General features: G+C 72.3%; 20 protein-coding genes. 12 read left to right on the top strand and 8 right to left on the bottom strand.

The window, feature by feature from the left end:
- The first annotated feature begins 23 nt into the window (after window positions 1–23).
- Window positions 24–749: a hypothetical protein gene (locus C6361_RS04050; RefSeq protein WP_107266795.1), complete on the top strand. Its 726-nt coding sequence runs from the start codon at window positions 24–26 to the stop codon at window positions 747–749.
- A gap of 76 nt (window positions 750–825) precedes the next feature.
- Here C6361_RS04050 and C6361_RS04045 read toward each other — a convergent pair whose 3' ends face one another.
- Together C6361_RS04045 and C6361_RS04040 are read right to left on the bottom strand one after the other, a co-directional pair.
- Entirely contained in the window at window positions 826–1,485 is a 660-nt protein-coding gene (locus tag C6361_RS04045) for a nucleotidyl transferase AbiEii/AbiGii toxin family protein (protein WP_107255855.1), read from the bottom strand.
- Complete coding sequence (locus C6361_RS04040; RefSeq protein ID WP_107255854.1) at window positions 1,482–1,838, bottom strand: hypothetical protein; 357 nt, start codon at window positions 1,836–1,838, stop codon at window positions 1,482–1,484. Before C6361_RS04040 ends, C6361_RS04045 begins: the two co-directional genes overlap by 4 nt.
- A 302-nt stretch (window positions 1,839–2,140) precedes the next feature.
- Between C6361_RS04040 and C6361_RS04035 the strand changes: the two genes are divergently transcribed.
- Window positions 2,141–2,911, top strand: coding sequence for a hypothetical protein (locus tag C6361_RS04035; protein WP_107255853.1), 771 nt, complete (start codon window positions 2,141–2,143; stop codon window positions 2,909–2,911).
- Between the two features lie 101 nt (window positions 2,912–3,012).
- Here C6361_RS04035 and C6361_RS04030 read toward each other — a convergent pair whose 3' ends face one another.
- The 3 genes from C6361_RS04030 to C6361_RS04020 all read right to left on the bottom strand — a co-directional run bounded on the left by C6361_RS04030 (window position 3,013) and on the right by C6361_RS04020 (window position 6,303).
- Entirely contained in the window at window positions 3,013–4,221 is a 1,209-nt protein-coding gene (locus tag C6361_RS04030) for a magnesium transporter CorA family protein (protein ID WP_107266794.1), read from the bottom strand.
- A gap of 96 nt (window positions 4,222–4,317) precedes the next feature.
- Complete coding sequence (locus C6361_RS04025; protein WP_107266793.1) at window positions 4,318–4,920, bottom strand: maleylpyruvate isomerase N-terminal domain-containing protein; 603 nt, start codon at window positions 4,918–4,920, stop codon at window positions 4,318–4,320.
- Between the two features lie 114 nt (window positions 4,921–5,034).
- Window positions 5,035–6,303, bottom strand: a complete 1,269-nt coding sequence (locus tag C6361_RS04020) for a cytochrome P450 (RefSeq protein WP_107266792.1) — start codon at window positions 6,301–6,303, stop codon at window positions 5,035–5,037.
- Window positions 6,304–6,547: 244 nt separating this feature from the next.
- Between C6361_RS04020 and fdh the strand changes: the two genes are divergently transcribed.
- The 7 genes from fdh (at window position 6,548) to C6361_RS03980 (ending at window position 18,138) form a co-directional block, all read left to right on the top strand.
- On the top strand, window positions 6,548–9,865 hold the full coding sequence (gene fdh, locus C6361_RS04010; RefSeq protein WP_199853423.1) for a formate dehydrogenase: 3,318 nt from the start codon (window positions 6,548–6,550) through the stop codon (window positions 9,863–9,865).
- A 2-nt stretch (window positions 9,866–9,867) separates the two neighbouring features.
- On the top strand, window positions 9,868–10,917 hold the full coding sequence (locus tag C6361_RS04005) for a 4Fe-4S dicluster domain-containing protein (RefSeq protein ID WP_199853422.1): 1,050 nt from the start codon (window positions 9,868–9,870) through the stop codon (window positions 10,915–10,917).
- A 70-nt stretch (window positions 10,918–10,987) separates the two neighbouring features.
- Window positions 10,988–12,082 carry an NrfD/PsrC family molybdoenzyme membrane anchor subunit gene (nrfD, locus tag C6361_RS04000; protein ID WP_107266790.1) on the top strand — a complete coding sequence of 365 codons (1,095 nt, stop codon included), beginning with the start codon at window positions 10,988–10,990 and terminating at the stop codon, window positions 12,080–12,082.
- 44 nt (window positions 12,083–12,126) lie between these two features.
- Window positions 12,127–13,419 (top strand): OFA family MFS transporter, encoded by a 1,293-nt coding sequence (locus C6361_RS03995; protein WP_107266789.1) that lies wholly within the window; start codon window positions 12,127–12,129, stop codon window positions 13,417–13,419.
- Window positions 13,420–14,118: 699 nt separating this feature from the next.
- Window positions 14,119–15,666, top strand: a complete 1,548-nt coding sequence (gene mmsA, locus C6361_RS03990; protein WP_107266788.1) for a multiple monosaccharide ABC transporter ATP-binding protein — start codon at window positions 14,119–14,121, stop codon at window positions 15,664–15,666.
- Window positions 15,663–16,961 (top strand): multiple monosaccharide ABC transporter permease, encoded by a 1,299-nt coding sequence (gene mmsB, locus C6361_RS03985; protein ID WP_107266787.1) that lies wholly within the window; start codon window positions 15,663–15,665, stop codon window positions 16,959–16,961. Before mmsA ends, mmsB begins: the two co-directional genes overlap by 4 nt.
- A 70-nt stretch (window positions 16,962–17,031) precedes the next feature.
- On the top strand, window positions 17,032–18,138 hold the full coding sequence (locus C6361_RS03980) for a sugar-binding protein (protein ID WP_107255843.1): 1,107 nt from the start codon (window positions 17,032–17,034) through the stop codon (window positions 18,136–18,138).
- 89 nt (window positions 18,139–18,227) lie between these two features.
- Here C6361_RS03980 and selD read toward each other — a convergent pair whose 3' ends face one another.
- Genes selD through C6361_RS03965 form a run of 3 tightly spaced genes read right to left on the bottom strand, consistent with a single transcriptional unit; the run spans window position 18,228 to window position 20,507 of the window.
- Window positions 18,228–19,241: a selenide, water dikinase SelD gene (gene selD, locus C6361_RS03975; RefSeq protein ID WP_107266786.1), complete on the bottom strand. Its 1,014-nt coding sequence runs from the start codon at window positions 19,239–19,241 to the stop codon at window positions 18,228–18,230.
- Window positions 19,242–19,266: 25 nt separating this feature from the next.
- Window positions 19,267–19,803 (bottom strand): pyridoxamine 5'-phosphate oxidase family protein, encoded by a 537-nt coding sequence (locus tag C6361_RS03970; protein ID WP_107266785.1) that lies wholly within the window; start codon window positions 19,801–19,803, stop codon window positions 19,267–19,269.
- Complete coding sequence (locus tag C6361_RS03965; RefSeq protein WP_107266784.1) at window positions 19,800–20,507, bottom strand: DUF899 domain-containing protein; 708 nt, start codon at window positions 20,505–20,507, stop codon at window positions 19,800–19,802. Before C6361_RS03965 ends, C6361_RS03970 begins: the two co-directional genes overlap by 4 nt.
- A gap of 101 nt (window positions 20,508–20,608) precedes the next feature.
- Between C6361_RS03965 and C6361_RS03960 the strand changes: the two genes are divergently transcribed.
- The 3 genes from C6361_RS03960 to selB all read left to right on the top strand — a co-directional run bounded on the left by C6361_RS03960 (window position 20,609) and on the right by selB (window position 24,454).
- Window positions 20,609–21,073, top strand: coding sequence for a helix-turn-helix domain-containing protein (locus tag C6361_RS03960; RefSeq protein ID WP_107266783.1), 465 nt, complete (start codon window positions 20,609–20,611; stop codon window positions 21,071–21,073).
- A gap of 242 nt (window positions 21,074–21,315) precedes the next feature.
- Window positions 21,316–22,659, top strand: a complete 1,344-nt coding sequence (selA, locus tag C6361_RS03955) for an L-seryl-tRNA(Sec) selenium transferase (RefSeq protein ID WP_107266782.1) — start codon at window positions 21,316–21,318, stop codon at window positions 22,657–22,659.
- Between the two features lies 1 nt (window position 22,660).
- Entirely contained in the window at window positions 22,661–24,454 is a 1,794-nt protein-coding gene (gene selB, locus C6361_RS03950; RefSeq protein WP_107266781.1) for a selenocysteine-specific translation elongation factor, read from the top strand.
- Window positions 24,455–24,491 lie beyond the last annotated feature (37 nt).

The raw sequence follows: 24,491 nt of genomic DNA, 5'->3' as shown, positions 1-24,491 counted from the left end.
CCCCGATTGGAAGGTAGACCATCATGAACACGACTCTGTTCAGCCGATGGCTCCCGGCCATCGAGCAGACCTCTCTGGTTCGTAGGACCGCTCTGGGTGTTGCTGGTCTGGCGTTCGTCGGTGGCGCTGTCGCCGGCCCCGCCGTGGCCGCTCACGCCGCGCCCGAGCATGTCGCTTCGCCGGTGTCGCAGTCGGTCATGGCCGACAAGGGCAACGACCACAAGAGCGACAAGGACCACAAGAACGAGAAGGACCGTAAGAGCGACAAGCGTGACAAGCGCGAGGGCAAGGATCGTAAGCCGTCGCGGGACAAGCTGGTCCCGCACGGTGCGCAGGGTGAGCAGTCGCGGATTGCGCTGTCGGGTGAGCAGTCCGACAACGTGAAGGCGATCGTGAAGGCGACGAAGAAGGCGGGTCTGGACGAGCGTGCCGCGGTGATCGCCGTGGGTACCTCGTTGCAGGAGTCGAAGTTGGAGAACCTGGGTCACCTGGGTGACCGCAACGACCACGACTCGCTGGGCCTGTTCCAGCAGCGACCGTCGTCGGGTTGGGGTTCGCCGGAGCAGATCACCGATCCGGAGTACTCGACCATCGCGTTCCTCAAGGGGCTGAAGCAGGTTGACGGTTGGCAGGACCTGCCGCTGACCGTGGCCGCGCAGAAGGTACAGGTCTCGGCCTACCCCGACGCGTACGCGCAGTGGGAGGACCTGGCCGCCGACCTGGTCGCCAACACCTGGAACAACAGCTAAGGCAGGAACGAAGGCCGGATCCGACTCGGGTCCGGCCTTCGGCATGTCCCGTGCCGGGTCGGGGGAGAGGCCCGGGTCAGCGTGGCCAGCCGGCGAGCTTCGCGCGGATCGACCGTACCTGTGCGGCGTCCCGGCCGTACCGGGCGAAGCGCTGGTCGGGCAGTCGGTCCAGGTAGCGGCCGGCGGCGGCGATGTCCTCCGGCTCGATCGCCGGGTCGTACTCGGCGGCGAGCCGGATCAGGTCGGCGACGGCGTACCGGTCGAGCGCTGCCGCGACGTCGATGTAGTCCCGAACCTCGCGGCGGGTGACCAGGGCGGCGGTCTTGCTGGCCACCAGGTCCTGGACGTGCATGACCGGCCCGAGGTCCATCACCACCGGGCTGCGGTGCCGATCCAGCCGGCCGAGGCTGAGCCGTAGCCGCCGGCCGCCCCGGCTGACCAGGAAGTCCTTCATGTCCAGCTCGAACCCGCTGAACAGGCCGGCCAGGTCGCTCGACGGGTCCTCGTCGGCGACGGTGAAGCCGGCCGCCTCCAGCGCGGTCCGGACCTCCGCCTCGGCGCTGGCCGCCGCGCCGTCGACGTCGGCGAAGAGGTCGACGTCCTCGGTGGGCCGGGACACCAGCCCGTGTGCCGCCCAGGCCACCCCACCGCCGAGCACGAACCCGTGCTTGTCGGCCACGGAGAGGGCGACCCGGGCGACCTGGCGGTAGAAGTCGTCGAGATGGGTGGTGGTCATGCCGCCCGGCGATCACCGGCGGCCAGCGACGGGTGCCGTCGCTCCCAGGCCGCCCGTACCCCGCGGGGCAGGTTCAGCGCGGACCAGACCCGGCGGAGCACCCGGCCGTTGAGATAGCGGCGCAGGTCGTCGGAGCGGGTGGTCTCGCGCAGGACGTTCTCGTACATCCAGAGCAGCTGGTCGGGATCGTCCAGGTCGAAGCTGCGCTCCGGCCCCCACATCAGCCGCAGTGGCAGCACGACGGTGCCCCGGGTCGGGCCGGTCAGCTCGGCCACGGTCGGGCTCACTACGGCAGGCCGGCCCGGGCGGGCCAGATAGGCGACGCCGGTTCCGGCCGCAGCGGCGTACTGCATGCGCTCAGGGTAGCCGGAAGGAGGCGGGTCCGGATCGTCCGTACCCGATTTTGCTGGTCTGTCCGGCCTGCCGCCGGCCCTCCGCGGGCCGGAGCCGGACGGAACCCGGGGCGGACCGGCGGCGGGCACCGGGCGGGCGAATCCGGAATGCCGGACTGGCCCGACTCGTTGTTCATGTCGGTACGCCCGCGAGGTCAGCCCCCTGGATCGCGGGCGTACCTCCTTGTCCGCGGGCCGAGCGGCCCAGGACGGCAGCAGTCCCTCCCGGAATCTCCCGGAATCCCAGATCGAAAGGGGTAACCATGAATCCGATCTTCGGACGATGGCTCCCCGCCATCGCGGAGACCGCTCGTACGCGCTGGCTCCCCGCCATCGCGGCACATCCGGTGACCCGGCGGCTGCCAGCCGTCGCGGAAACTCCGATCGCCCGCCGGTCCGCACTGGCGGTCGCGGGCCTCACCTGCGCGGCCGCCTGCTCGGCGGTGGCCGGCCCGGTCGGCGTGGTCGCCGCAGCCGGTGACCCGGGCGCGCAGTCGGCGGCGTACAGCCAGTCGATGCGGGACGACGACTCGCACCGCGACGGCTACCGCCCCGCCGACCGGGGGAACTCGGACGCCAGGGCATCCCGGGACAAGTTGATCCCGAACGGGGTGCAGGGCTACCAGTCGCGGATCGACCTCGACGACGAGCAGCGGGACAACGCCCGGGAGATCGTCCGGGTGGCCCGCAAGATGGACATGGGTCAGCGTGGCGCCGTGATCGGCGTCGCCACCGCCCTCCAGGAGTCGAAGCTGCGCAACCTCGACCACCTGGGCGCGTGGAACGACCACGACTCGCTGGGGCTGTTCCAGCAGCGGCCGTCGTCGGGCTGGGGCTCGCCGGACCAGATCCGGGATCGTGACTACTCGGCCGCCGCGTTCTTCGAGGGTCTCAAGCGGGTCGACCGCTGGTGGGACCGGCCGCTGACCGACGCCGCCCAGGCGGTGCAGGTGTCGGCGTACCCGTTCGCGTACGCCCAGTGGGAGGACCAGGCCGCCGACATCGTGCAGGACCTCTGGTCCCGCTCCCGGTAACCCGGTCGACGGAACGTTTCGGGGAGGCCCGGCCCGCAGCCGGCCTCCCCGAAGCGCGTCTGCGGCGAAGCGGGCGCCCGAAGGTGCGCGCCGGCCCTCGGTCAGATCCAGCTCTTGCGGCGGAACACCACGTACAGGGCGACCGCCAGCCCGAGCGTCACGATGAGCGAGATGACGAATTCCGCCGGGGTGTGCCGCCAGGGGAAGGCGAGGTTCTGCCCGAAGAACCCGGTCACCGCCGTCGGTACGGCGATCACCGCCGCCCACGCGGTGACCTGCTTCACGATCAGGTTGAGCTGGTTGTTCTGCAACATCAGGTTCGTTTCCAGCATCGTCGTGTTCAGGTCGCGCAGCGAGTCACTCCACTCGATCACCCGCAGCACGTGGTCGTACAGGTCCTGGTAGTACGGGAGCATCTCCTGGTCGACGGTGTGCATGGTGGGACGCATCAGCGCGTTCACCACCTCCCGCATCGGCAGGGTGACCTGGCGCAGCCGCACCAGGTCCCGCCGGGCGAGGAAGATCCGCTGCTGCACCTCGTTGCGGTCCATCACACCGATGGCATCACCGCCCCGGCCGTCACCGCCCCGGCCGTCACCGCCCCGGCCGTCACCGCCCCGGCCGTCACCGCCCCGGCCGTCACCGCCCCGGCCGTCACCGCCCCGGCCGTCACCGCCCCGGCCGTCACCGCCCCGCCTCTCGCCGCCGCGACTTTCGCCGGCCCGGCCGTCACCCGGGTCGCCGGCTCGGCCGCCGGCCCGGCCGTCAACGGCCGCCTGACCACCGGGGCCGTCCTTGAACATCGCGGCCTGCACTCGCTCCAGGGTCGCGTCGAGCTGCTGCACCGCGGAGAAGTGGCCGTCGATCAGGGTGTCGAGCAGGCCGTAGAGCAGGAACGCGACCCCGTGCGTGGCGAGTTCGACGCTCTCGTCCCAGCGGGCCAGCACCTGCCGGAGATCGAACCGGTCGCTGTAGCGGACCGTCACCAGCGCCCGGGGCTTGACGAACGCCGACACCTCGTCGTCGGTCAGCCCGCCGGCCGCGCCCAGCCGCACCATGTAGGTGTTCAGGAACAGGTGTGTGTCGTACCGGTCGAGTTTTGCCCGCTGGGCCTGCTGGACGACGTCCTCGAGCGCCAGTTCGTGCATCCCGAGTTCCTCGGCGAGCAGCCTGAGGTCGTCCTCGGTCGGCCCGCAGATGTCGAGCCAGATCACCACCCGGTCGTCGGCGGCCAGCCGCTCACCGACCTCCGAGGCGGGGAAGCCCTGGTCGACGAGAGCACCGTCCCGGTACATGCGGGTGTTGCTCATCCGCCCGCCGCCGCTTCCGCCACGCTCCTGACGGTAGGCCGACGGTGACGGTCGGCGGGGTGGTTCGTCGAACCCCGTCCGGCGGCGGGGAGTCGCTCAGCCGCGTTCGTCCAGCGGCTCCGCGTGCCAGCGCCACCGCCGCACCCGGGGCCGGTCCGGCAGCTCGACCCGGCCGGTGGCCCAGCGCAGCGCCAGCCACGGCTCGACGACCCCGGTGAGTTCGGCGGCGACCTGCGGAAACATTCGAGCCAGCACCCGGGCGCAGACCTCGGCCGGCGGTGTGAGGGTCAGCCCGAGTCCGCGGGCGATGTCGTCGCCGTGCAGCAGCGTCTCGACGCAGCCCATGCCGGCGAAGCCGGCCGGGTCGCCCATGCCGTACGGGTGCCACGCCCGCACCGACGCGGGGGCGGTCCGGACCATCGCGGCGAGAAGCTGCCCGCTGCCCTCGACGAACTCCAGCACCTGGGCCGGGGTCGCCGCCGGGTCGACGGTGGCCAGGAACCGCACGTACCGGTCCGCGGGGCGGGCGCCGAGCTGCATCGCGTACGACAGCAGGCAGTCGCCGAGGTGCTCCCCGGTGTGCCAGCAGTCCCAGTCCAGCCCGCCCGCCGGCACAGCCCAGTCCCGATCGGTGCCGGGGCGGAGCGTGCCGGCGACACTGGCCACCGCCAGCTCCAGGTCGTCCGCGCTGACCGTCATCGCCACCCCCGTACTTCTGAATCGGTCGCCGGAGACCGTACCCGCTCCGGCCGACGGCCGGGCGCCCGCCCGTCGCGGGACCGCCCCGACCGCCGGCCGCAGGACGTGCGCGGGTCAGTTCGGCATGGTCACGCCGAGCGGTTCGTGCGGGGTGAACGTGGCCGGCATGCTGACGAAGCCGTTGATCACGCCGACGCTCTCGTTCTGCCTGGTGGCGTCCCGGTCGATGGCGATGTCCGGCATCCGGTCGAGCACCCGCCGCACCAGGTGTGGGAACCAGACCCGGGCGTGGTTCAGCCCGATGCAGCGGTGGATGCCGAGTCCGAAGCTGGTGTGCCGGTTGGGGGAGCGGTCCAGCCGTACCTCGTCCGGGTCGGGGAAGACCGCGGGGTCCCGGTTGGCGGCGGCGAAGGACATCATCACCCGGTCGCCGGCCCGGATCTGCTGCCCGCCGAGCACCACGTCCCGGGTGGCGGTCCGGGCGAAGCCCATCGCCGGTGGGAAGACCCGGAGGAACTCCTCGGTGGCGTGCTCCCACAGCGACGGGTCGGCCAGCAGCGCCGCCCGGTGGTCGGGGTGGTCGGCCAGCCAGACCATGGTGTGCGCGAAGAGCGCGGTGGTGGTGTGCACGCCGCCCTGGATGACCAGCAGCGCGGCGCTGACCACCTCCTCGACGGGCAGCGGTTTGCCGTCGATGGTGGCCGTGGCCAGTCCGCTCAGCAGCCCCTCGCCGGGCTCCTCGCGCAGCTTCGGCACCTGGGCGGCGATGGCACCGCCGAGCTGACCCATGATCTGCACGTTGCGCGGGAAGTCGGGGTCGCTCGGTGGCGACGCCGCGACCCGGTGCATCGGCTCGGCGTAGGTCTGCCAGTCGTCCAGCGGCAGCCCGATCAGCTTCATGGTGGCCAGTGCCGGCAGCGGGTTGCCGTAGTCCAGTACGAGGTCGATCCGGCCGCTCGCGCAGACCCGGTCCAGCAGCGCGTCGGTGGCCTGCTCGACGAAGGGCAGCGAGTCGCGGGCCGCGCTGGGCGAGAAGTACGGACTCATGATCCGCCGGTACGGGTTGTACTCCGGCGGGTCCAGCTCCAACGGTATCTGCGTGATCGGGTTCGGCGGGATGACGATGCCCTGCCGGGGATCCGACGGGTCCTCGCTGTTGCGGCCGGAGCTGAAGGTGGCGTCGTCCCGCATCACCTGGCTGACGCCGGCGTGGTCGGAGACGACCCAGAAGCCGCCGTAGGCGTCGGTCCGGGCGACCGGGCATCGGGCCAGGTGCTCGTCGGAGATGGCCCGCCAGTTGGCGCGGTACTCGGGGGAGTGGTGGTCGAAGTCGATCCGGGGGAAGGGATCCGATCCGGTCTCGGTGGATTGATCGACAGACATCGCGTCAGAGTACTGCCCCAATCGCCTCGGATGTCATGATCATTCGCATTGGTGGCCGCTGTTTTGCTGCCCTTCGTCCCGTCTCCGCAGGCCGTGCCGGGCTCGCCCAGCCGGGACGGGTCGAAAAGTTTTCCGGCCGTTTCCGGTCCCGCCGGGTTTCGGCGCTTTCCCTCGGGGCACCGTCTGGCTGACCTACCCTCGGATGGTCGGGCAACCGGCCTCGTCGCTGGAGGAGGTGCTGACGGTGGGGGTACGCACCTGGATCGAGGGCTGGCCGGTCTACCGGCAGCTCACCGGCACCGACCCGCTCGGCCGGGGAGCGGCCGCGAAGTCCGCCCGGTCGGCAGAGCTGACTCCGCGCACCGACAGCGCCGACTCCGTCGCCCGGTCCATCTGCCCGTACTGCGCCGTCGGCTGCGGCCAGCGGGTCTACGTCTCCGACGGTCGGGTCACCCAGATCGAGGGAGATCCGGACAGCCCGATCTCCCGGGGCCGGCTCTGCCCCAAGGGCGCCGCCAGCAAGAACCTGGTCACCAGCGAGCTGCGGCAGCAGCGGGTGCTCTACCGCCGTCCGTACGGGACGGAGTGGGAGGAGCTGGACCTGCCGACCGCGATGGACATGATCGCCGACCGGGTGCTCGCGGCCCGGGACGCCACCTGGGAGGACGTCGACGACGAGGGCCGGCCGCTGCACCGCACCCTCGGCATCGCCAGCCTCGGTGGGGCCACCCTGGACAACGAGGAGAACTACCTCATCAAGAAGCTGTTCACCGCGATGGGGGCGATCCAGATCGAGAACCAGGCCCGGATTTGACACTCCGCCACCGTCCCCGGTCTGGGGATCAGCTTCGGTCGCGGCGGCGCGACGGACTTCCAGCAGGATCTGCTGAACAGTGACTGCGTCATCATCCAGGGCTCGAACATGGCCGAGGCGCATCCGGTCGGCTTCCAGTGGGTGATGGAGGCGAAGGAGCGGGGCGCCAAGATCATCCACGTCGATCCCCGCTTCACCCGGACCAGCGCGCTCGCCGACACGTACGTGCCGATCCGGGCCGGCACCGACATCGCGTTCCTCGGCGGGATCGTGCGGTACATCCTGGAGAACGAGCTGGACTTCCGGGAGTACGTCGTCGCCTACACCAACGCGGCCACCATCGTCAGCGAGGACTTCCAGGACACCGAGGACCTCGACGGCCTCTTCTCCGGCTACAACCCCGACCGGACCAGCTACGCGCAGTCCAGTTGGCAGTACGCCGGGCAGGAGGATGACGGCGGGAACGACACCGCGACCGAGCGGGACAGCGCGGCCGGACTGCGGCACGAGTCGCACGGCCCGCCGGTCTCCCGGCAGGCGGAACGCGACGAGACGCTCCAGCACCCGCGCTGCGTCTACCAGATCCTCCGGCGGCACTACGCCCGCTACACCCCGGAACTCGTCGAACGGGTCTGCGGGGTGCCCCGGGAGAAGTTCGAGGAGGTCGCCCGGGCCTGGGCGGAGAACTCCAAGCGGGACCGCACCACCATGCTGGTCTACTCGGTCGGCTGGACGCAGCACAGCGTCGGGGTGCAGTACATCCGGACCGGGGCGATCATCCAGCTCCTGCTCGGCAACATCGGCCGGCCCGGCGGCGGGATCCTGGCGCTGCGCGGGCACGCCAGCATCCAGGGCTCGACCGACATCCCGACGCTGTTCAACCTGCTGCCCGGCTATCTGCCGATGCCGAACCACATGGAGCATCCGACCTTCGACAAGTGGATCGAGAGCATCCAGCACCCGGGCCAGAAGGGCTTCTGGGGCAACGCCCGGGCGTACGCGGTGAACCTGCTGAAGGCGTACTGGGGTGCGGCGGCGACCCCGGAGAACGACTTCTGCTACGACTACGTGCCCCGGATGAGCGGCGACCACGGCACGTACCAGACCGTCTTCAACATGATCGACGGCAAGGTCAAGGGGTACTTCCTGCTCGGCCAGAACCCGGCGGTCGGCTCGGCGCACGGCCGGGCCCAGCGGCTCGGCATGGCCAACCTGGACTGGCTGGTGGTCCGCGACCTCTTCATGATCGAAAGTGCGACGTTCTGGAAGGACAGCCGGGAGGTGGAGACCGGCGAGATCGCCCCGGAGCGGTGCAGGACCGAGGTCTTCTTCCTGCCGGCCGCCTCGCACGTGGAGAAGCCCGGCACCTTCACCCAGACCCAGCGGATGTTGCAGTGGCGGGAGAAGGCGGTCGAGGCGCCCGGCGACTGCCGCTCCGAACTCTGGTTCTTCTACCACCTCGGCCGGATCATCCGGGGCAAGCTCGCCGGCTCCACCCGGCCCCGCGACCGGGCCCTGCTCGACCTGGCCTGGGACTATCCCACCGAGGGCCCGCACGCCGAGCCGGAGGCCGAGGCGGTGCTGCGGGAGATCAACGGGTACGAGGTGGCGACCCGCCGCCCGCTGAACTCCTTCGTGGAGATGAAGGACGACGGTTCGACCCTCGGCGGCTGCTGGATCTACACCGGCGTCTTCGCCGACGGGGTCAACCAGGCGGCCCGGCGCAAGCCTGGCGGCGAGCAGAACTGGGTCGCCGCCGAGTGGGGCTGGGCCTGGCCGCTCAACCGGCGGATCCTCTACAACCGCGCCTCGGCCGATCCGGAGGGACGGCCGTGGAGCGAGCGGAAGCGCTACGTCTGGTGGGACGAGGAGCGCGGTGAGTGGACCGGGCACGACGTACCCGACTTCGAGAAGACCAAGCCGCCCTCGTACCGGCCGGACCCGGACGCGACCGGGGTGGCGGCGCTGGCCGGCGACGACCCGTTCATCATGCAGGGCGACGGGAAGGGCTGGCTGTACGCACCGTCCGGAATTCTCGACGGGCCGCTGCCGACCCACTACGAGCCGGTCGAGTCCCCGATCCGCAACCCGCTCTACGGGCAGCAGGCCAATCCGGTCCGCAAGACGTACGACCGGCCGGACAACCCGACCAACCCGAGCCCGCCGGACCCGCACGCGGACGTCTTCCCGTACGTCTTCACGGTCAGCCGGCTCACCGAGCACCACACGGCGGGCGCGATGAGCCGCAACGTCCGGTACCTGGCCGAACTGCAACCGGAGATGTTCGTCGAGGTGGGGCCGGAGCTGGCCGTCGAACGTGGACTCACCCACCTGGGCTGGGCACACCTGGTCACCAGCCGGGGCGTGGTCGAGGCGCGGGTGATGGTGACCGACCGGCTGACCCCGCTGCGGATCGAGGGGCGCCTGATCCACCAGGTGTGGCTGCCGTACCACTTCGGCGGCAACGGGCTGGTCCAGGGCGAGCCGGCCAACGACCTCTTCGGGGCCACCCTCGACCCGAACGTGCTGATCCAGGAGAGCAAGGTCGGCACCTGCGACATCCGGGCCGGCCACCGGCCGAGGGGGCCGGAGCTGCTCGACTACCTCGCCGACTACCGGCGGCGGGCCGGCCTCGACGGGCACTATCCGCCGATCGTCACCGCCGGCCGGGGCGGCACCGGCGCGGACGGTGCCGGTGAAGCACCGGGGCAGCCGCCGGACGGCGGCGACACGGAACGGGAGGCATGAGCATGGTCGAGACGCGGCGCTCGGATGCGCCGGTCAACCCCGCCGAGGAGTCCGGTCACCTCGATCCGCCACCCCGGATGGGGTTCTTCACCGACACCAGCGTCTGCATCGGCTGCAAGGCCTGCGAGGTGGCCTGCAAGGAGTGGAACCTGGTGCCGGAGAGCGGGCTCGACCTGCTCGGCATGTCGTACGACAACACGGGGGCGCTGACCGCGAACTCGTGGCGGCACGTCGCCTTCGTCGAGCAGCCCCGGCGGGTGGGCTGGCAGTCGTCGCCGCCGATGGCCGGCACCCCGAGCGGGCCGCCGATCAGCCCGGCGACCGCCGAGGCGGCCGCCCGGGTCGGTACGGACCAGGGGACCAGCCCCGGCCTGCCGCCGGGCCCGGATCCCGCCCCGGCGGGCCGGATGGCGGAGGGGACCCAGTTCCTCGGCATGCCCGGCACCGAGCTGCCCGGCCGGGAGGAGGGCCGGGACGGGCGGGCCGACCTGCGCTGGCTGATGATGTCGGACGTCTGCAAGCACTGCACCCACGCCGCCTGCCTGGACGTCTGCCCGACCGGCTCGCTGTTCCGTACCGAGTTCGGCACGGTGGTGGTGCAGGAGGACATCTGCAACGGCTGCGGCTACTGCATCCCCGCCTGCCCGTACGGCGTCATCGACCAGCGCAAGGGCGACGGCCGGGCGTGGAAGTGCACGCTCTGCTACGACCGGATCGGTGCCGGGCGTACCCCGGCCTGCGCCCAGGCCTGCCCCACCGAGTCGATCCAGTACGGCGAACTCGACGAGCTGCGCGACCGGGCCCGGGCCCGGGTGGAGCGGCTGCACGCCGACGGCGTCACCGAGGCCCGGCTCTACGGGCACGACCCGGACGACGGGGTGGGCGGGGACGGCGCGTTCTTCCTGCTGCTCGACGAGCCCGAGGTGTACGGGCTGCCACCGGACCCGGTGGTGACCACCCGTGACCTGCCCCGGATGTGGCGTCGGGCCGGGCTGGCCGCGCTCACCATGACGGCCGCCGCGGTGGCCGCCTTCGTCGGGCGGCCCCGGTGACCGGCCGGACCGGGCCCGCCGGCCGTCCGGCGGCGCAGGTTCGGCACGACGAGCGAATCGAGGAGGCGTCATGACCGGGCCGGCACCGGACGGCGGCGGGCCGCTCGGAGAGCGGCTCCGGGAGGTCGCGGACGGCCTCGGTCAGCACAACGGCGGGGAGCTGCGACGCCGGTCCGGGCGGCGGGGCGGGGCCGGGCCGGGGGTCGTCGCCGGACAACCGGTGGTCGTCCCGCCGGCCGAGTTCAGCTCGTACTACGGCCGGCCGGTGGTCAAGGCACCGGTGTGGCGGCGGGACATCCCGGCGTACCTGTTCACCGGCGGGCTGGCCGCCGGATCGGCGCTGCTGGCCGCCGGTGCGGACCTGACCGGGCGGCCGGGACTGCGCCGGTCCGGCCGGCTCGTCTCGCTGGGCGCCCTCGGCGCGAGCACCTACTTCCTGGTCAACGACCTGGGTCGGCCGGCCCGGTTCCACCACATGCTGCGGGTCGCCAAGCCGACCTCGCCGATGTCGATGGGCACCTGGATCCTGGCCGCGTTCGGCCCGGCGGCGGGGCTGGCCGCGCTGAGCGAGGTCGCCGCGATCCTGCCCCGGCGTGGCGTACCCGGTCTGGCCCGCCGGCTGCTGCCACCCGTCGGCCGGGTCTCCGGGCTGGCTGCGGCCGTGGCGGCGCCGGCGCTGGCCACGTACACCGGGGTGCTGCTCGCCGACACCGCGATGCCGGCCTGGCACGACGCCTACCCGGACCTGCCCTTCCTCTTCGCCGGCAGCGCGCTGGTCGCCGGCGCGGGCGCCGCGCTGGCCAGCACGCCGACCGCACAGAGCGGCCCGGCGGTCCGGCTGGCGGTGGCCGGCGCGGTGGTCGAGACGGTCGCCGAGCGCCGGATCGCCCGGATGGGGCTGACCGGCGAGCCGTACCGGACCGGCCGGCCGGCCCGGCTGATCCAGGGCGCCCGGCTGCTGCTGGCCGCCGGTACCGCCGGTGCGCTGCTGGCCCGGCGCAGCCGCACGCTCTCGGTGCTCTCCGGTGCGGCCCTGCTGGCCTCCTCGGCGCTGACCCGGTTCGGGGTCTTCGAGGCCGGGGTCGTCTCCGCCCGGGATCCGAAGTACACGGTGCTGCCGCAGCGGGAGCGGCGGGCGAGACGGGGGGCCGGCGCCGGCCCGTAGCCACGAGCGGGTGCCGTCCATGAGCCGAGACGGGGGTCACGCTCATGGCAGGGAAGGTCGAGATCGGGGTACGGGGGGAGCAGAGTCCGACGGCCGGCCGGTGGGGCCTGGTGGTGGCCGCCGTGCTGGTGCAGCTGGCCCTCGGTGCCGTGTACGCCTGGAGCGTCTTCAACCAGCCGTTGCAGCAGGCGTTCGGCTGGAGCAAGGCCGAGGCGGTACTGCCGTTCGAGGTCGCGATCGGCACGATCTTCATCGGCAGCCTGGTCGGCGGCCGGGTGCAGGACCGGCGCGGGCCCCGACCGGTCGCGCTCGGCGGCGGCGTGCTGTACGCCGTCGGCAACATCCTCGCCTCGCTGGTCTCCGACGCCGACCAGCTCTGGCTGCTGGTGCTGACCTACGGCGTGCTCGGTGGGATCGGGCTCGGTGCCGCGTACATCACCCCGATCGCGATGCTCACCAAGTGGTTTCCGGACCATCGGGGTCTGATCACCGGGATCGCGGTCGCCGGTTTCGGCTTCGGTGCCGTGATCACCGCTCCGGTGGCGAAGGCGCTGCTCAACAACACCACCGACAAGCCCAGCGTCTTCCTGCCGCTGGGCATCGCGTACCTGGTCGCGGTGCTGCTCGGCGCCTCGTTCTTCCGGAACCCGCCGCCCGGCTACCGGGTGCCCGGGTACCGTCCGGTGACCACCGGCCGGGTGCCGGCCGGTACCCGGGTCTACACCCTCGCCGAGGCGCTGCGGACCCGGCAGTGGTATCTGCTCACCGCGATCCTGGCACTCAACGTGACCTGCGGCATCGCCTTCATCTCCCAGGCCGCCGACGCGGCGCAGACGATCACCGGGGTGGGTTCGGCGACCGCCGCCAGCCTGGTCGCGGTGCTCGGGCTCTTCAACGGTGCCGGGCGGCTCGGCTGGGCGTGGCTGTCGGACCAGACCGGCCGGATGGTGGCCTTCGGTGGGATGCTGGCGCTCCAGGCGTTGTGTTTCTTCATCCTCCCGCACGCGGCCGGTTTCGCCTTCTTCGCGGTACTCGCCGCGTTGATCTATCTGGCCTACGGCGGCGGCTTCGGCACCATGCCGGCGACGGCGGCGGACTACTTCGGCACGCCGCACGCCGGTGCGGTCTACGGGGCGATGATCGTGGCCTGGAGCATCGGCGGGGTGGCCGGGCCGCTGCTGACGGCGACGCTCTTCGAGGCGAGCGGCAACTCCTACACGCTGCCGTTCACGGTGCTCGCGGTGATCGCGGTGGTCGCCCTGGTCCTGCCGCCGATCACCCGGCTCCCCTCCCGACCCGGCACCTCCCGCCCGGACGACGAGGTCACCGGCCCGTGACCGGAAACGGCCGGCGGGCGAACCGCGGCGCCGGCCGGCGACCGGGGCCGCGGGCCCCCTGAGCCGCCGGCCCCCTGAGCCGCTGGCCCGATGGGCCGGGCGTTCCGGGCTGCGGCGACGTCGTTCCGGCCTGCGGCGGCGTCGTTTCGGGCTGCGGCGGCGTCGTTCCGGCCTGCCCGAGGCGTGACGGGCCGCACGTTCCGGCGGCCCGGGGTGGCGGGGACGGAGGGTGCCGCACGTATGGTGAGCGGGCTCGACGGCCGGACCGTGACCGGATCTCGCGACCGCCGGGCCGGCCGACCCGGTCCAGGGCGGGGGAACCGACGGCAGGTGCCCGGGGGCGGTTCCGGGGCTCCTCCGGACGCTTCGGTCGAAAACTCGTGATCGTGTCCGGTCGCGGACGCTCGATGCCCACGGTGACGCCCGGCGCCGGCCGGTGAGCCGGGACCCTGTGAATTTGTCAAGACCAGGTCACGAAATCTTGCGAAACTTCCTCGCCTTCCAATAAGTTCCTCCAGGCAACAAAAGTATGTCAGCCGGTCTGACTACCTGCCCGGAGGCAACAATGATGTTGATGACGCGGCGCGGCGACCAGCCGCTGGACGCGCGCGGTTCCCTCTGGCGCCCCGAGGACGGGCGGCCCACGGCGGCTGCCCCCCGCCGGTCCGCCGTACCGGCCCGGACCGGGGAGCGTCGGCGATGAGTGACGCTCCCGTACTGCTGGAGATGCGCGGGATCACCAAGGAGTTCCCGGGGGTCAAGGCGCTCTCCGACGTCAACCTGGTGGTCCGGCGCGGCGAGATCCACGCGATCGCCGGCGAGAACGGCGCGGGCAAGTCGACCCTGATGAAGGTGCTCAGCGGGGTCTACCCGTACGGCAGCTACTCCGGGGAGATCCGCTACCGGGGCGCGGAGAGCCGGTTCGCCGACATCCGGGCCAGCGAGCAGGCCGGCATCGTGATCATCCACCAGGAACTCGCCCTGGTGCCCGGGATGTCCATCACCGAGAACATCTTCCTCGGCAACGAGCCCCGGCGGGCCGGCGCGATCGACTGGAAGAGTGCCAACCGGCAGGCGCTGGAGCTGATGGCCCGGGTGGGACTGCGGGAGGACCCGGACACGCTGATCAAGGACATCGGCGTGGGCAAGCAGCAGCTCGTCGAGATCGCGAAGGCCTTCGCCAAGGACGTCAAGCTGCTCATCCTGGACGAGCCGACCGCCGCGCTCAACGAGGCCGACTCGCAGCACCTGCTGGACCTGCTGCGCGGCTTCAAGCAGCGCGGCATCACCTCGATCATCATCTCGCACAAGCTGAACGAGATCGCCGAGATCGCCGACTCGATCACCATCCTGCGGGACGGCCGGACCATCGAGACCCTCGACGTCAAGGCGGACGGGGTGGACGAGGACCGGATCGTCCGGGGCATGGTCGGCCGGGAGCTTTCCAGCCGGTTCCCGGACCACACCCCCAAGATCGGCGAGGTCTTCTTCGAGGTACGGGACTGGACCGTCCGGCACCCCATCTCGGCCGACCGGATGGTCGCCAAGGGCTCCAGCTTCACCGTGCGGCGGGGCGAGATCGTCGGGTTCGCCGGGCTGATGGGCGCCGGTCGCACCGAGCTGGCGATGAGCATCTTCGGCCGCTCGTACGGCGTCTACCAGGGCGGGCAGATCTTCAAGGACGGTCAGGAGATCGTGCTGAAGTCGGTCGCCGACGCCATCAAGCACGGCCTGGCGTACGTCAGCGAGGACCGCAAGTCGCTCGGCCTGAACCTGCTCGACGACATCAAGACCTCGGTGGTCTCCGCCAAGCTGTCGAAGATCGCCGAGCACGGTGTGGTCGACCCCGTCCGCGAATACCGGGCGGCCGAGAGCTACCGGAAGAGCCTGCGGGTCAAGGCCCCGACCGTCGACGAGGGCGTCACCAAGCTCTCCGGCGGCAACCAGCAGAAGGTGGTGCTGGCCAAGTGGATGTTCACCGACCCGGACCTGCTCATCCTCGATGAGCCGACCCGGGGCATCGACGTCGGTGCCAAGTACGAGATCTACGGCATCATCCAGCAGCTCGCCGACCAGGGGAAGGGCGTCATCGTCATCTCCTCGGAGCTGCCGGAGCTGATCGGCCTCTGCGACCGCATCTACACGGTCTTCGAGGGCACCATCACCGGCAACATCGAACGGCGGGACGCCGATCCGGAACTCCTCATGAAGCAGATGACCTCAGCGAAGAAGGCGCAGATCCGGTGAGTCGCATAAAGGAACTCCAGAAGTCCCTGTTCGCGGGGACGACATCCAACGCCCGGCAGTTCGGGATGATCTTCACGCTGGTGGCGATCGTCCTGCTGTTCCAGATCCTGACCGACGGGCTGACGCTGAACTCGAGCAACATGATCTCGCTGGTCAGCCAGTACTCGTACATCCTGATCCTGGCCATCGGGATGCTGATGGTGATCGTCGCCGGTCACATCGACCTGTCGGTCGGCTCGATCGCCGCCTTCGTCGGGATCGTGGTGGCCCAGTCCATGCAGGACTGGTCGCTGCCCTGGCCGGTGGCGATCCTCTTCGGCCTGCTCGTCGGCGCCGCGATCGGCGCCTGGCAGGGCTTCTGGGTGGCCTACATCGGGGTACCGGCGTTCATCGTCACCCTGGCCGGCATGATGCTGTTCCGGGGCGGCAACCAGTTCATCGGCAGCGCCGACACCATCCCGGTGCCGGAGGGCTTCAAGGTGATCGGCGCCGGCTTCCTGCCGGAGGTCGGTCCGGACACCGGCTACAACAACCTCACCCTGCTGCTCGGCCTGCTCGTCGCGATCGCCGTGGTGGTCCGGGAGTGGAAGGTCCGGCGTACCCGGCGGGAGATGGACGCCGACGTCGCGCCGCTGTGGATCTCGGTCATCCGGGTCGCCGTGCCGGTCGCGGTGATCCTCTACGCGGCCTTCCGGTTCGCCGGCGGCCGGGTCGGTACCAGCTTCCCGATCTCCGGCATCATCCTCGGCGTACTGGTGGTGATCTACTCCTTCATCACCCGGAACACCGCCGGCGGCCGGCACATCTACGCGGTCGGCGGCAACGCGCGGGCCGCGGAGCTCTCCGGCGTCAAGCTCAAGCGGGTCAACTTCCTGGTCATGATGAACATGTCGATCCTGGCCGCGCTGGCCGGCATGATCTTCGTCGCCCGGTCGGCCGCCTCCGGCCCGCAGGACGGCATCGGCTGGGAGCTGGACGCCATCGCCGCGGTCTTCATCGGCGGCGCGGCGGTCTCCGGCGGCCTCGGCACGATCAGCGGCTCGATCGTCGGTGGTCTGGTGATGGCCGTGCTCAACAACGGTCTCCAGCTGATGGGTGTCGGCTCGGACCGGGTCCAGATCATCAAGGGCCTGGTCCTGCTGCTGGCCGTCGCGTTCGACGTCTACAACAAGAACCGCGGACGTTTCTCGGTCATCGGATCGGTGACCCGACCCTTCCGCCGGGAGGCACCCGCCCCGCCGGCGCCCAGCGTCGAGACGGGCCAGGAGCCCGCCAAGACTCCGGTGGCCCGTTGACGGTCACCGCTGGTGGGGCGGAAAACCTCCGCCCCACCCCCCACCACCCTGTAAAGAAGGGCAACCTGCAATGCGTAGATTCCTAGCCAGGGGTGTCGCCGCCGGCGCCATCGCCCTGCTGGCCCTCACGGCCTGCTCCGAACGGTCCGGTGACGGCGGCGGAGAGGCCGGTTCCGAGAAGGGCTTCGCCGCCAACTCGCTGATCGGTGTGGCGCTGCCGGCCAAGACCTCCGAGAACTGGGTGCTCGCCGGTGACCTGTTCACCAACGGGCTCAAGGAGGCCGGCTTCCAGTCCGACGTCCAGTACGCCGGCGCCACCAGCACGGTCGCCGACCAGCAGGCGCAGATCTCGGCGATGGTCACCAAGGGTGCGAAGGTGATCGTCATCGGTGCGACCGACGCCGCGCAGCTCACCACCCAGGTCGAGCAGGCCAAGCAGGCCGGCGCGTACGTGATCGCGTACGACCGGCTGATCAAGAACACCAAGGACGTCGACTACTACGTCGCGTACGACAACTTCAAGGTCGGCCAGCTCCAGGGCCAGGCCCTGCTGGAGGGCATGAAGGCCAAGAAGCCGAACGGCCCGTACACCATCGAGCTCTTCTCCGGCTCGCCGGACGACAACAACTCGGGTGTCTTCTTCGACGGCGCGATGGACGTGCTGAAGAAGGAGATCGACGCCGGCAACGTGGTGGTCGGCTCGGGTCAGACCGACATCAAGCAGACCGCCACCGACGGCTGGAAGGCCGAGAACGCCCAGCGGCGGATGGACTCGCTGCTCACCTCCACCTACAGCAGCAAGACGCTGGACGGTGTGCTCTCCCCGAACGACACCCTGGCCCGGGCGATCCTGACCTCGGTCAAGGGCACCGGCAAGCCGCTGCCGGTGGTCACCGGGCAGGACTCCGAGGTGGAGTCGGTCAAGTCGATCGTGGCGGGCGAGCAGTACTCCACGATCAACAAGGACACCCGGAACCTGGTCAAGGAGACCATCGAGATGGTCAAGGCCCTCCAGGCCGGCAACGAGGCGAAGACCAACGACACCGAGTCCTACGACAACGGTGCCAAGGTCGTCCCGGCCAACCTGCTGGAGCCGCTGATCGTCACCAAGAAGAACGTGGTCGAGGCGTACGCCAACGACCCGAAGCTGGCCCCGCTCACCGCTGGCGCCAAGTAAGCAGCAGTAGCAGCGGGTTGCACCTCCGGGTCCCCGGGATCGTCGATCCCGGGGACCCGTTCCGCGTTCCGCGGCCGTGACCGGGCTGCTCAGCCGGTGACGACCAGGGTCCGCCCGTCGCCCCGGGCCGGCAGCAGCTCGCCGACCACCGGATGGCCGGGCAGCTCACCGGCGAGCAGCAGCCCGCCGGAGGTCTGCGCGTCGGCCAGCAGCAGCAACTCCTCCTCGGCGACCCCGGCCGCGTCGAGGTGCGGGCGCACCCAGGCCAGGTTCCGCCGGGTGCCGCCGCTGACGAAACCCTCGGCCAGCGCCGCCCGGGCGCCGTCCAGATACGGTACGGCGGACGCCTCCACCCGGGCCGTCAACCCGGACGCCCGGGCCAGCTTGTGCAGGTGGCCGAGCAGCCCGAACCCGGTCACGTCGGTGGCACACCGGATCCCGGCCGCCACCGCCGCCACCGAGGCGTCCCGGTTCAGTTCGGTCATCGCCGCCACCGCCTGCCCGAACACCTCGCCGGTCTGCTTGTGCCGGCTGTTGAGCACCCCGACCCCGAGCGGCTTGGTCAGGGTCAGCGGCAGCCCCGCCCGGCCGGCGTCGTTCCGCATCAGCCGCTCCGGGTCGGCGATCCCGGTGACCGCCATCCCGTACTTCGGTTCGGGGTCGTCCACGCTGTGCCCACCGGCGACGTGACAGCCCGCCTCCCGGGCCACGTCGAGCCCGCCGCGCAGCACCTCGGCGGCGAGGGTCAGCGGCAGCAGCTCCCGGGGCCAGGCGAGCAGGTTCACCGCCACCACCGGGGTACCGCCCATCGCGTAGACGTCGGAGAGGGCGTTCGCGGCGGCGATCCGGCCCCAGTCGTACGGGTCGTCGACCACCGGGGTGAAGAAGTCGGCGGTCGCCACCACGGCGGTACCCGACTCCAACCGGACCACCGCCGCGTCGTCGCCGTCGTCGAGCCCGACCAGCAGGTCACCCGGCCCGGCCGGAGCGGAGGTGCCGACCAGACCGGCCACCACCTCCTCCAGCTCGCCCGGCGGGATCTTGCAGGCGCAGCCGCCGCCGTGCGCGTACTGAGTGAGTCGATGGCGCTCCCCGGTGCTCATCGGACCATGGTCGCACCCCCGTGGGTCAGCCGGTTCGGTCGAAGCGCCAGCGGGTCGCGGTGGACCCGTCGGCGCCGTAGCCGAAGCCGCGCAGCACGGTGATCCGGTAGAAGGCGTACTCGGGTTCACCCGGCAGTCCGGGATCGCGGACGGTACCGTCGCGGATCGTCAGCTCCCACCGGTACTTCTCCGCGAGGGCGTCGGCCACCCGCCGGAGCAGCGCCGGGTCCCGCAGCCGGACGGCATCACCCTCCAGCACGAGGTCCAGGTCGAGGTCGGCGGCGGCGACGCTGAGCGCGCAGGCCGGTGTGCCGGCCAGGTTCCGGCCCTTGCGCGAGCCGGGGCGGGTGGTGAAGCAGGGCGCGTCGTCGGCCCAGACCGGCATCACCGGCGCGACGTGCGGGCGGCCGTCCGGCCGTACGGTCGACAGCCAGCCCTTCGCCGTCGACTCCAACGCCGTCCGGGCCTGGCTCCACGGTCGTACCGTCGCCTCGTCCAGGCTCATCGGTGCCGCGTCCTCGGCCCGGAAGAGCAGTTCGGCGACGGGGGTACGGCCGCTCACTTCCGCCCCCGCACCGGGTCGGTGTCGGCCGTGCGGCTCGGCGACGAGGGCTCCGCCGGATACTCGTCGTGCAGCCGCCACCATGCGTACGGCTGCCCCTGCGGCCACCCGTCCGGCGAGTCCTCCCAGGTCTCCTGCCGCCCGTACGGCGTCAGGTCGAGGAAGGTCCAACCGCTGCCGAGCCGTTCCACCCCTCGGTCGGTGGTGAAGTAGCTGCGGTAGACGTCGGCGCCGTCCCGGAGGAAGACGTTGAGCCCGAATCCGTCGCCCGCGTCCATGTCGCCGCTGAAGTCGCCGTCGGGGCAGGAGTACCAGGGGATCGACCAGCCCATCCGCTCCCGCACCGGCTGGATCTCGGCGAGCGGCCCCCGGGAGACCAGCGCCAGCGAGGTGTCCCGGGCGTGCAGGTGGGCGAGGTGTCCGATGTTGTCGGTGAACATCGCGCAGCCCGAGCAGACGTGGTCGGCGCCGTGCCACATGAAGCAGTAGACGATGAGCTGCCGGCGTCCCTCGAACAGGTCCGGCAGCCCCACCGGCCCGTCCGGGCCGACGAACCGGTAGTTCCGGTCGACGCGGACCATCGGCATCCGGCGCCGCTCGGCGGCCAGGCCGTCCAGCGCCCGGGTGAGTTGTTTCTCCTTGTCGCGCAGCGCGGCCAGGGCGGCCCGCCACTCCTCGGCCGGTACCACCTGAGGTCGGTCCATGATCTCCTCCTACGGTGACTTCCCTGAAGAAAGGCTGTGGTCCGGCACACTCTAGCCGAAGTCTCTTTCCTGAAGGAAGTCACCTCGACTAGGGTGCTGGCATGCAACGGACCCGGTTCGCCGAGATGGCCTGCTCGATCGCCCGCACCCTGGACGTCGTCGGAGAGCCCTGGTCCCCGCTGATCCTGCGCGACGTCTACGCCGGGATCACCCGGTTCGACCAGCTCCAGCGGGACCTCGGCATCTCCACCAAGGTGCTCGCCGAGCGGCTCCGCTGGCTGGTCGACAACGGTGTCCTCCAGCGGCGGGAGTACTCGAACCGCCCGCCGCGACACGAGTACCTGCTGACCGACAAGGGCCAGGAACTCTGCGACCTGCTCCTCGTCATGGCCCGCTGGGGTGACCGGTGGACCGCCGGCGAGGCGGGCCCACCCGTGCTGCACCGGCACCGGGCCTGCGGGCAGGTCGCGCACGTCGAGCTGACCTGTTCCGCCTGCGGCGAGCCGATCCGGGCCGCCGACGTCGACCTGCTGCCCGGCCCCGGCGCGGTCACCCCGGCCAGCTGACCCACCCGGCGCGCTCCGACCGCCACCGTCCAGCCTGGCCGGGCGTGGAACGGTCCAGCCTGGCCGGGCGTGGAACGGCGGCGCCCGGACCGGCCCACGCACCGTCCCGCATCCGGGTCGCCGGGTCTACGTCGCCGGCTGCTTCCAGCGTCGATCGACGGCCGGGCCGTGGACTTCCCCGGGCGGCTGGAGATCAGGTGTGGTTAAGTGCCGGGTGAACGGGTTTCTACGGCGAGGTGGAAATGGACGGGGCGGTCGATCCGCGGCGACGGGTGCCACGCACCGACGTGCTGCTCGCCGACCCCCGGCTGGCCACCGCCGAGGCGACCGTCGGGCGGGTCCGGCTCAAGGCCGTGCTCGGCGCCGCCCAGGACCGGGTCCGGCGCGGCGAGATCCCGCCCGAGGAGGTCGTCCCGGCCACCCTGGCCGCACTGCCGGCCACCGCCGCCGGGCTGCGCCCGGTGCTCAACGCCACCGGCGTGGTGCTGCACACCAACCTCGGCCGGGCGGCGCTGTCGGCGGCGGCCGTCGACGCGGTGGTCGCGGCGGCCGGGCACACCGACGTGGAACTCGACCTGCGAACCGGGCGGCGGGCCCGCCGGGGCCGGGGCGCGCTGGCCGCGCTCGCCTCGGCGGTACCGGCGGCCGGCGCGGTGCACGTGGTCAACAACGGTGCCGCCGCCCTCGCCCTGGTCGCGACCGCGCTGACCGCCGCCGCCCGGCCCGGCGCGGAACCGGCCGGCCGGGAGATCGTGGTCAGCCGGGGCGAACTGGTGGAGATCGGCGACGGGTTCCGACTGCCGGACCTGCTGGCCAGCACCGGCGCGACACTGCGGGAGGTGGGCACCACCAACCGGACCAGACTGGCCGACTACGCGGCGGCGGTCGGGCCGGGTACCGCCTTCGTGCTCAAGGTGCACCCGTCGAACTTCGTCGTCCGGGGCTTCACCTCGGCCGTACCCGTCGAGGAGCTGGCCACCCTCGGCGTACCGGTGGTGGTGGACATCGGCTCCGGGCTGCTGGCGCCGGACCCGCTGCTCCCGGCCGAGCCGGACGCCGCCACCGCGCTGCGGGCCGGCGCGACACTGGTCACCGCGAGCGGCGACAAGCTGCTCGGCGGGCCGCAGGCCGGGCTGCTGCTCGGCGACGCCGACCTGGTCGAGCTGCTGCGCCGGCATCCACTGGCCCGGGCACTGCGGGTGGACAAGCTGACCCTGGCCGCCCTGGAGGCGACCCTGACCGGGCCGGAGACCCCGACCTGGCGGGCGCTGCGGGCCACCCCGGCCGCGCTGCGGCTGCGCACCGAACGGCTCCGCGACCAGCTCGCGGCCGGCGGCCTGAAGGCCGAGGTGGTCGGCACCGAGGCCGTCGTCGGTGGCGGCGGGGCGCCGGAGGTCACCCTCGACTCGTGGGCCCTCGCCCTCCCCGAGGAGTACGCCGAACCGCTGCGCCTCGGCGACCCGCCGGTGGTCGGCCGGCTCGAACGGGGCCGGCTGCTGCTCGACCTGCGCTGCGTACCCGTCGACCGGGACGAGGCGGTGCGGGCCGCCGTCGCCCGGGTTCCGCAGCCGTGGCGGGAGCGCTGACGTGCAGGTCGTCGCCACCGCCGGACACGTCGACCACGGCAAGTCCACCCTGGTCCGGGCGCTGACCGGGATGGAGCCGGACCGCTGGGCGGAGGAGCGGCGCCGGGGCATGACCATCGACCTCGGCTTCGCCTGGACCGCACTGCCGTCCGGGACGGTACTGGCCTTCGTGGACGTACCCGGACACGAGCGGTTCGTCCCCAACATGCTCGCCGGGGTCGGCCCGGCCCCGGCCGCGCTCTTCGTGGTCGCCGCCGACGAGGGCTGGATGCCGCAGTCCGCCGAGCACCTGGCCGCGCTGGACGCGCTCGGCGTCCGGCACGGGCTGCTGGTGGTGACCCGGACCGACCTGGCCGACCCGGCCGTCGCCACCGAACTGGCGCTCGCGGAGATCGCGGCCACCTCGCTCGGCCAGGTCGAGGCGGTCGCGGTCAGCGCGGCCACCGGGGCGGGGCTGCCACAGCTGCGTGCCGCCCTGGACCGGCTCGCCGCCCGGCTGCCGGTGCCGGAGCCGAGCGGCCCGGTGCGGCTCTGGGTGGACCGGGCGTTCACCATCCGGGGCAGCGGCACGGTGCTGACCGGCACCCTCGGCGGGGGAGTGCTGCGCACCGGTGACGAGCTGGAGCTGACCGGCACCGGGCGGCGGGTCCGGATCCGGGGGCTACAGACCCTGGGTACCCAGGTCGCCGAGGTGGCCGGGGTGGCCCGGGTCGCGGTCAACCTGCGCGGGGTGGCCCGGGAGCAGGTCGGCCGGGGCGACGCGCTGCTCACCCCGGGGCGGTTCCAGCAGACCGACCTGGTCGACGTCCGGCTCGCCGGGGACCCGGTGGCCGAGCTGCCGGCGGAGGTCACCCTGCACGTCGGTTCCGCCGCGGTGACCGCCCGGGTACGCCCGCTCGGCGTCGACACCGCCCGGCTCCGGCTGGACCGGCCGCTGCCGCTGCGCATCGGTGACCGGGCGTTGCTGCGGGATCCCGGCCGGCGGCACGTGGCCGGCGGGGTGCGGGTGCTCGACGTCGTACCGCCGAGGTTGAGCCGGCGTGGTGCGGCGGCCCGCCGGGCGGCGGTGCTGGCCGGGTTGGACGGCCGCCCCGACGAGGCGGCAGAGCTGGCCCGGCGTGGCCTGGCCCGCCGGTCCGAGCTGGAGCGGATGGGCGTGACGGTGACGACCGCGCCGGTGGCCGGGGAGTGGCACGCCGACCCGGTGCGCTGGCGGGAACTCGGGCGGCGGCTGGTCGACGAGGTGACCCGGTGGGCGCGGGCACATCCGCTGGGGCCCGGGGTGCCGGTCGAGACCGCCCGACGGCTGCTGGACCTGCCGGACCGGGCCCTGGTCGAGGCCCTGGTCACGGCGCCGCTGGTGGCCCGGGACGGCCGGATCGGCTCGGGCGGGGCGGCCGGCGCGCTGCCCGAGCAGGTCGCCCGGGCGGTACGCCGGGTCGGCGCGGAGCTGGCCGAGCGGCCGTTCGTGGCCCCGGAGGCGGCCCGGCTGGCCGAGGTCGGGCTCGGGCACCGGGAGATCGGCGCGGCGGTACGCGCCGGTGCGCTGCTCAGGCTCGCCGAGAACGTCGTCCTGCTGCCGGACGCCCCCGATCGGGCGATCCGGGTACTCGCCGAGCTGCCGCAACCGTTCACCCTCAGCACCGCCCGGCAGGCCCTCGGTACGACCCGGCGGGTCGCGGTGCCGCTGCTCGAACTGCTGGACCGGCGCGGAAGCACCCGTCGGCTGCCGGACGACGCCCGGATCGTGCTCGGCGACCCGGCCGGTTCTGGTCTCGACCCGGCCCGCTCGTAGCTGCCGCGCCGCCAGCACCCCACCGGGCGTGCCGCCG

Source organism: Plantactinospora sp. BC1, assembly GCF_003030345.1.
GTDB lineage: Bacteria > Actinomycetota > Actinomycetes > Mycobacteriales > Micromonosporaceae > Plantactinospora.
This window is presented reverse-complemented; position numbering and strand designations above follow the sequence as displayed.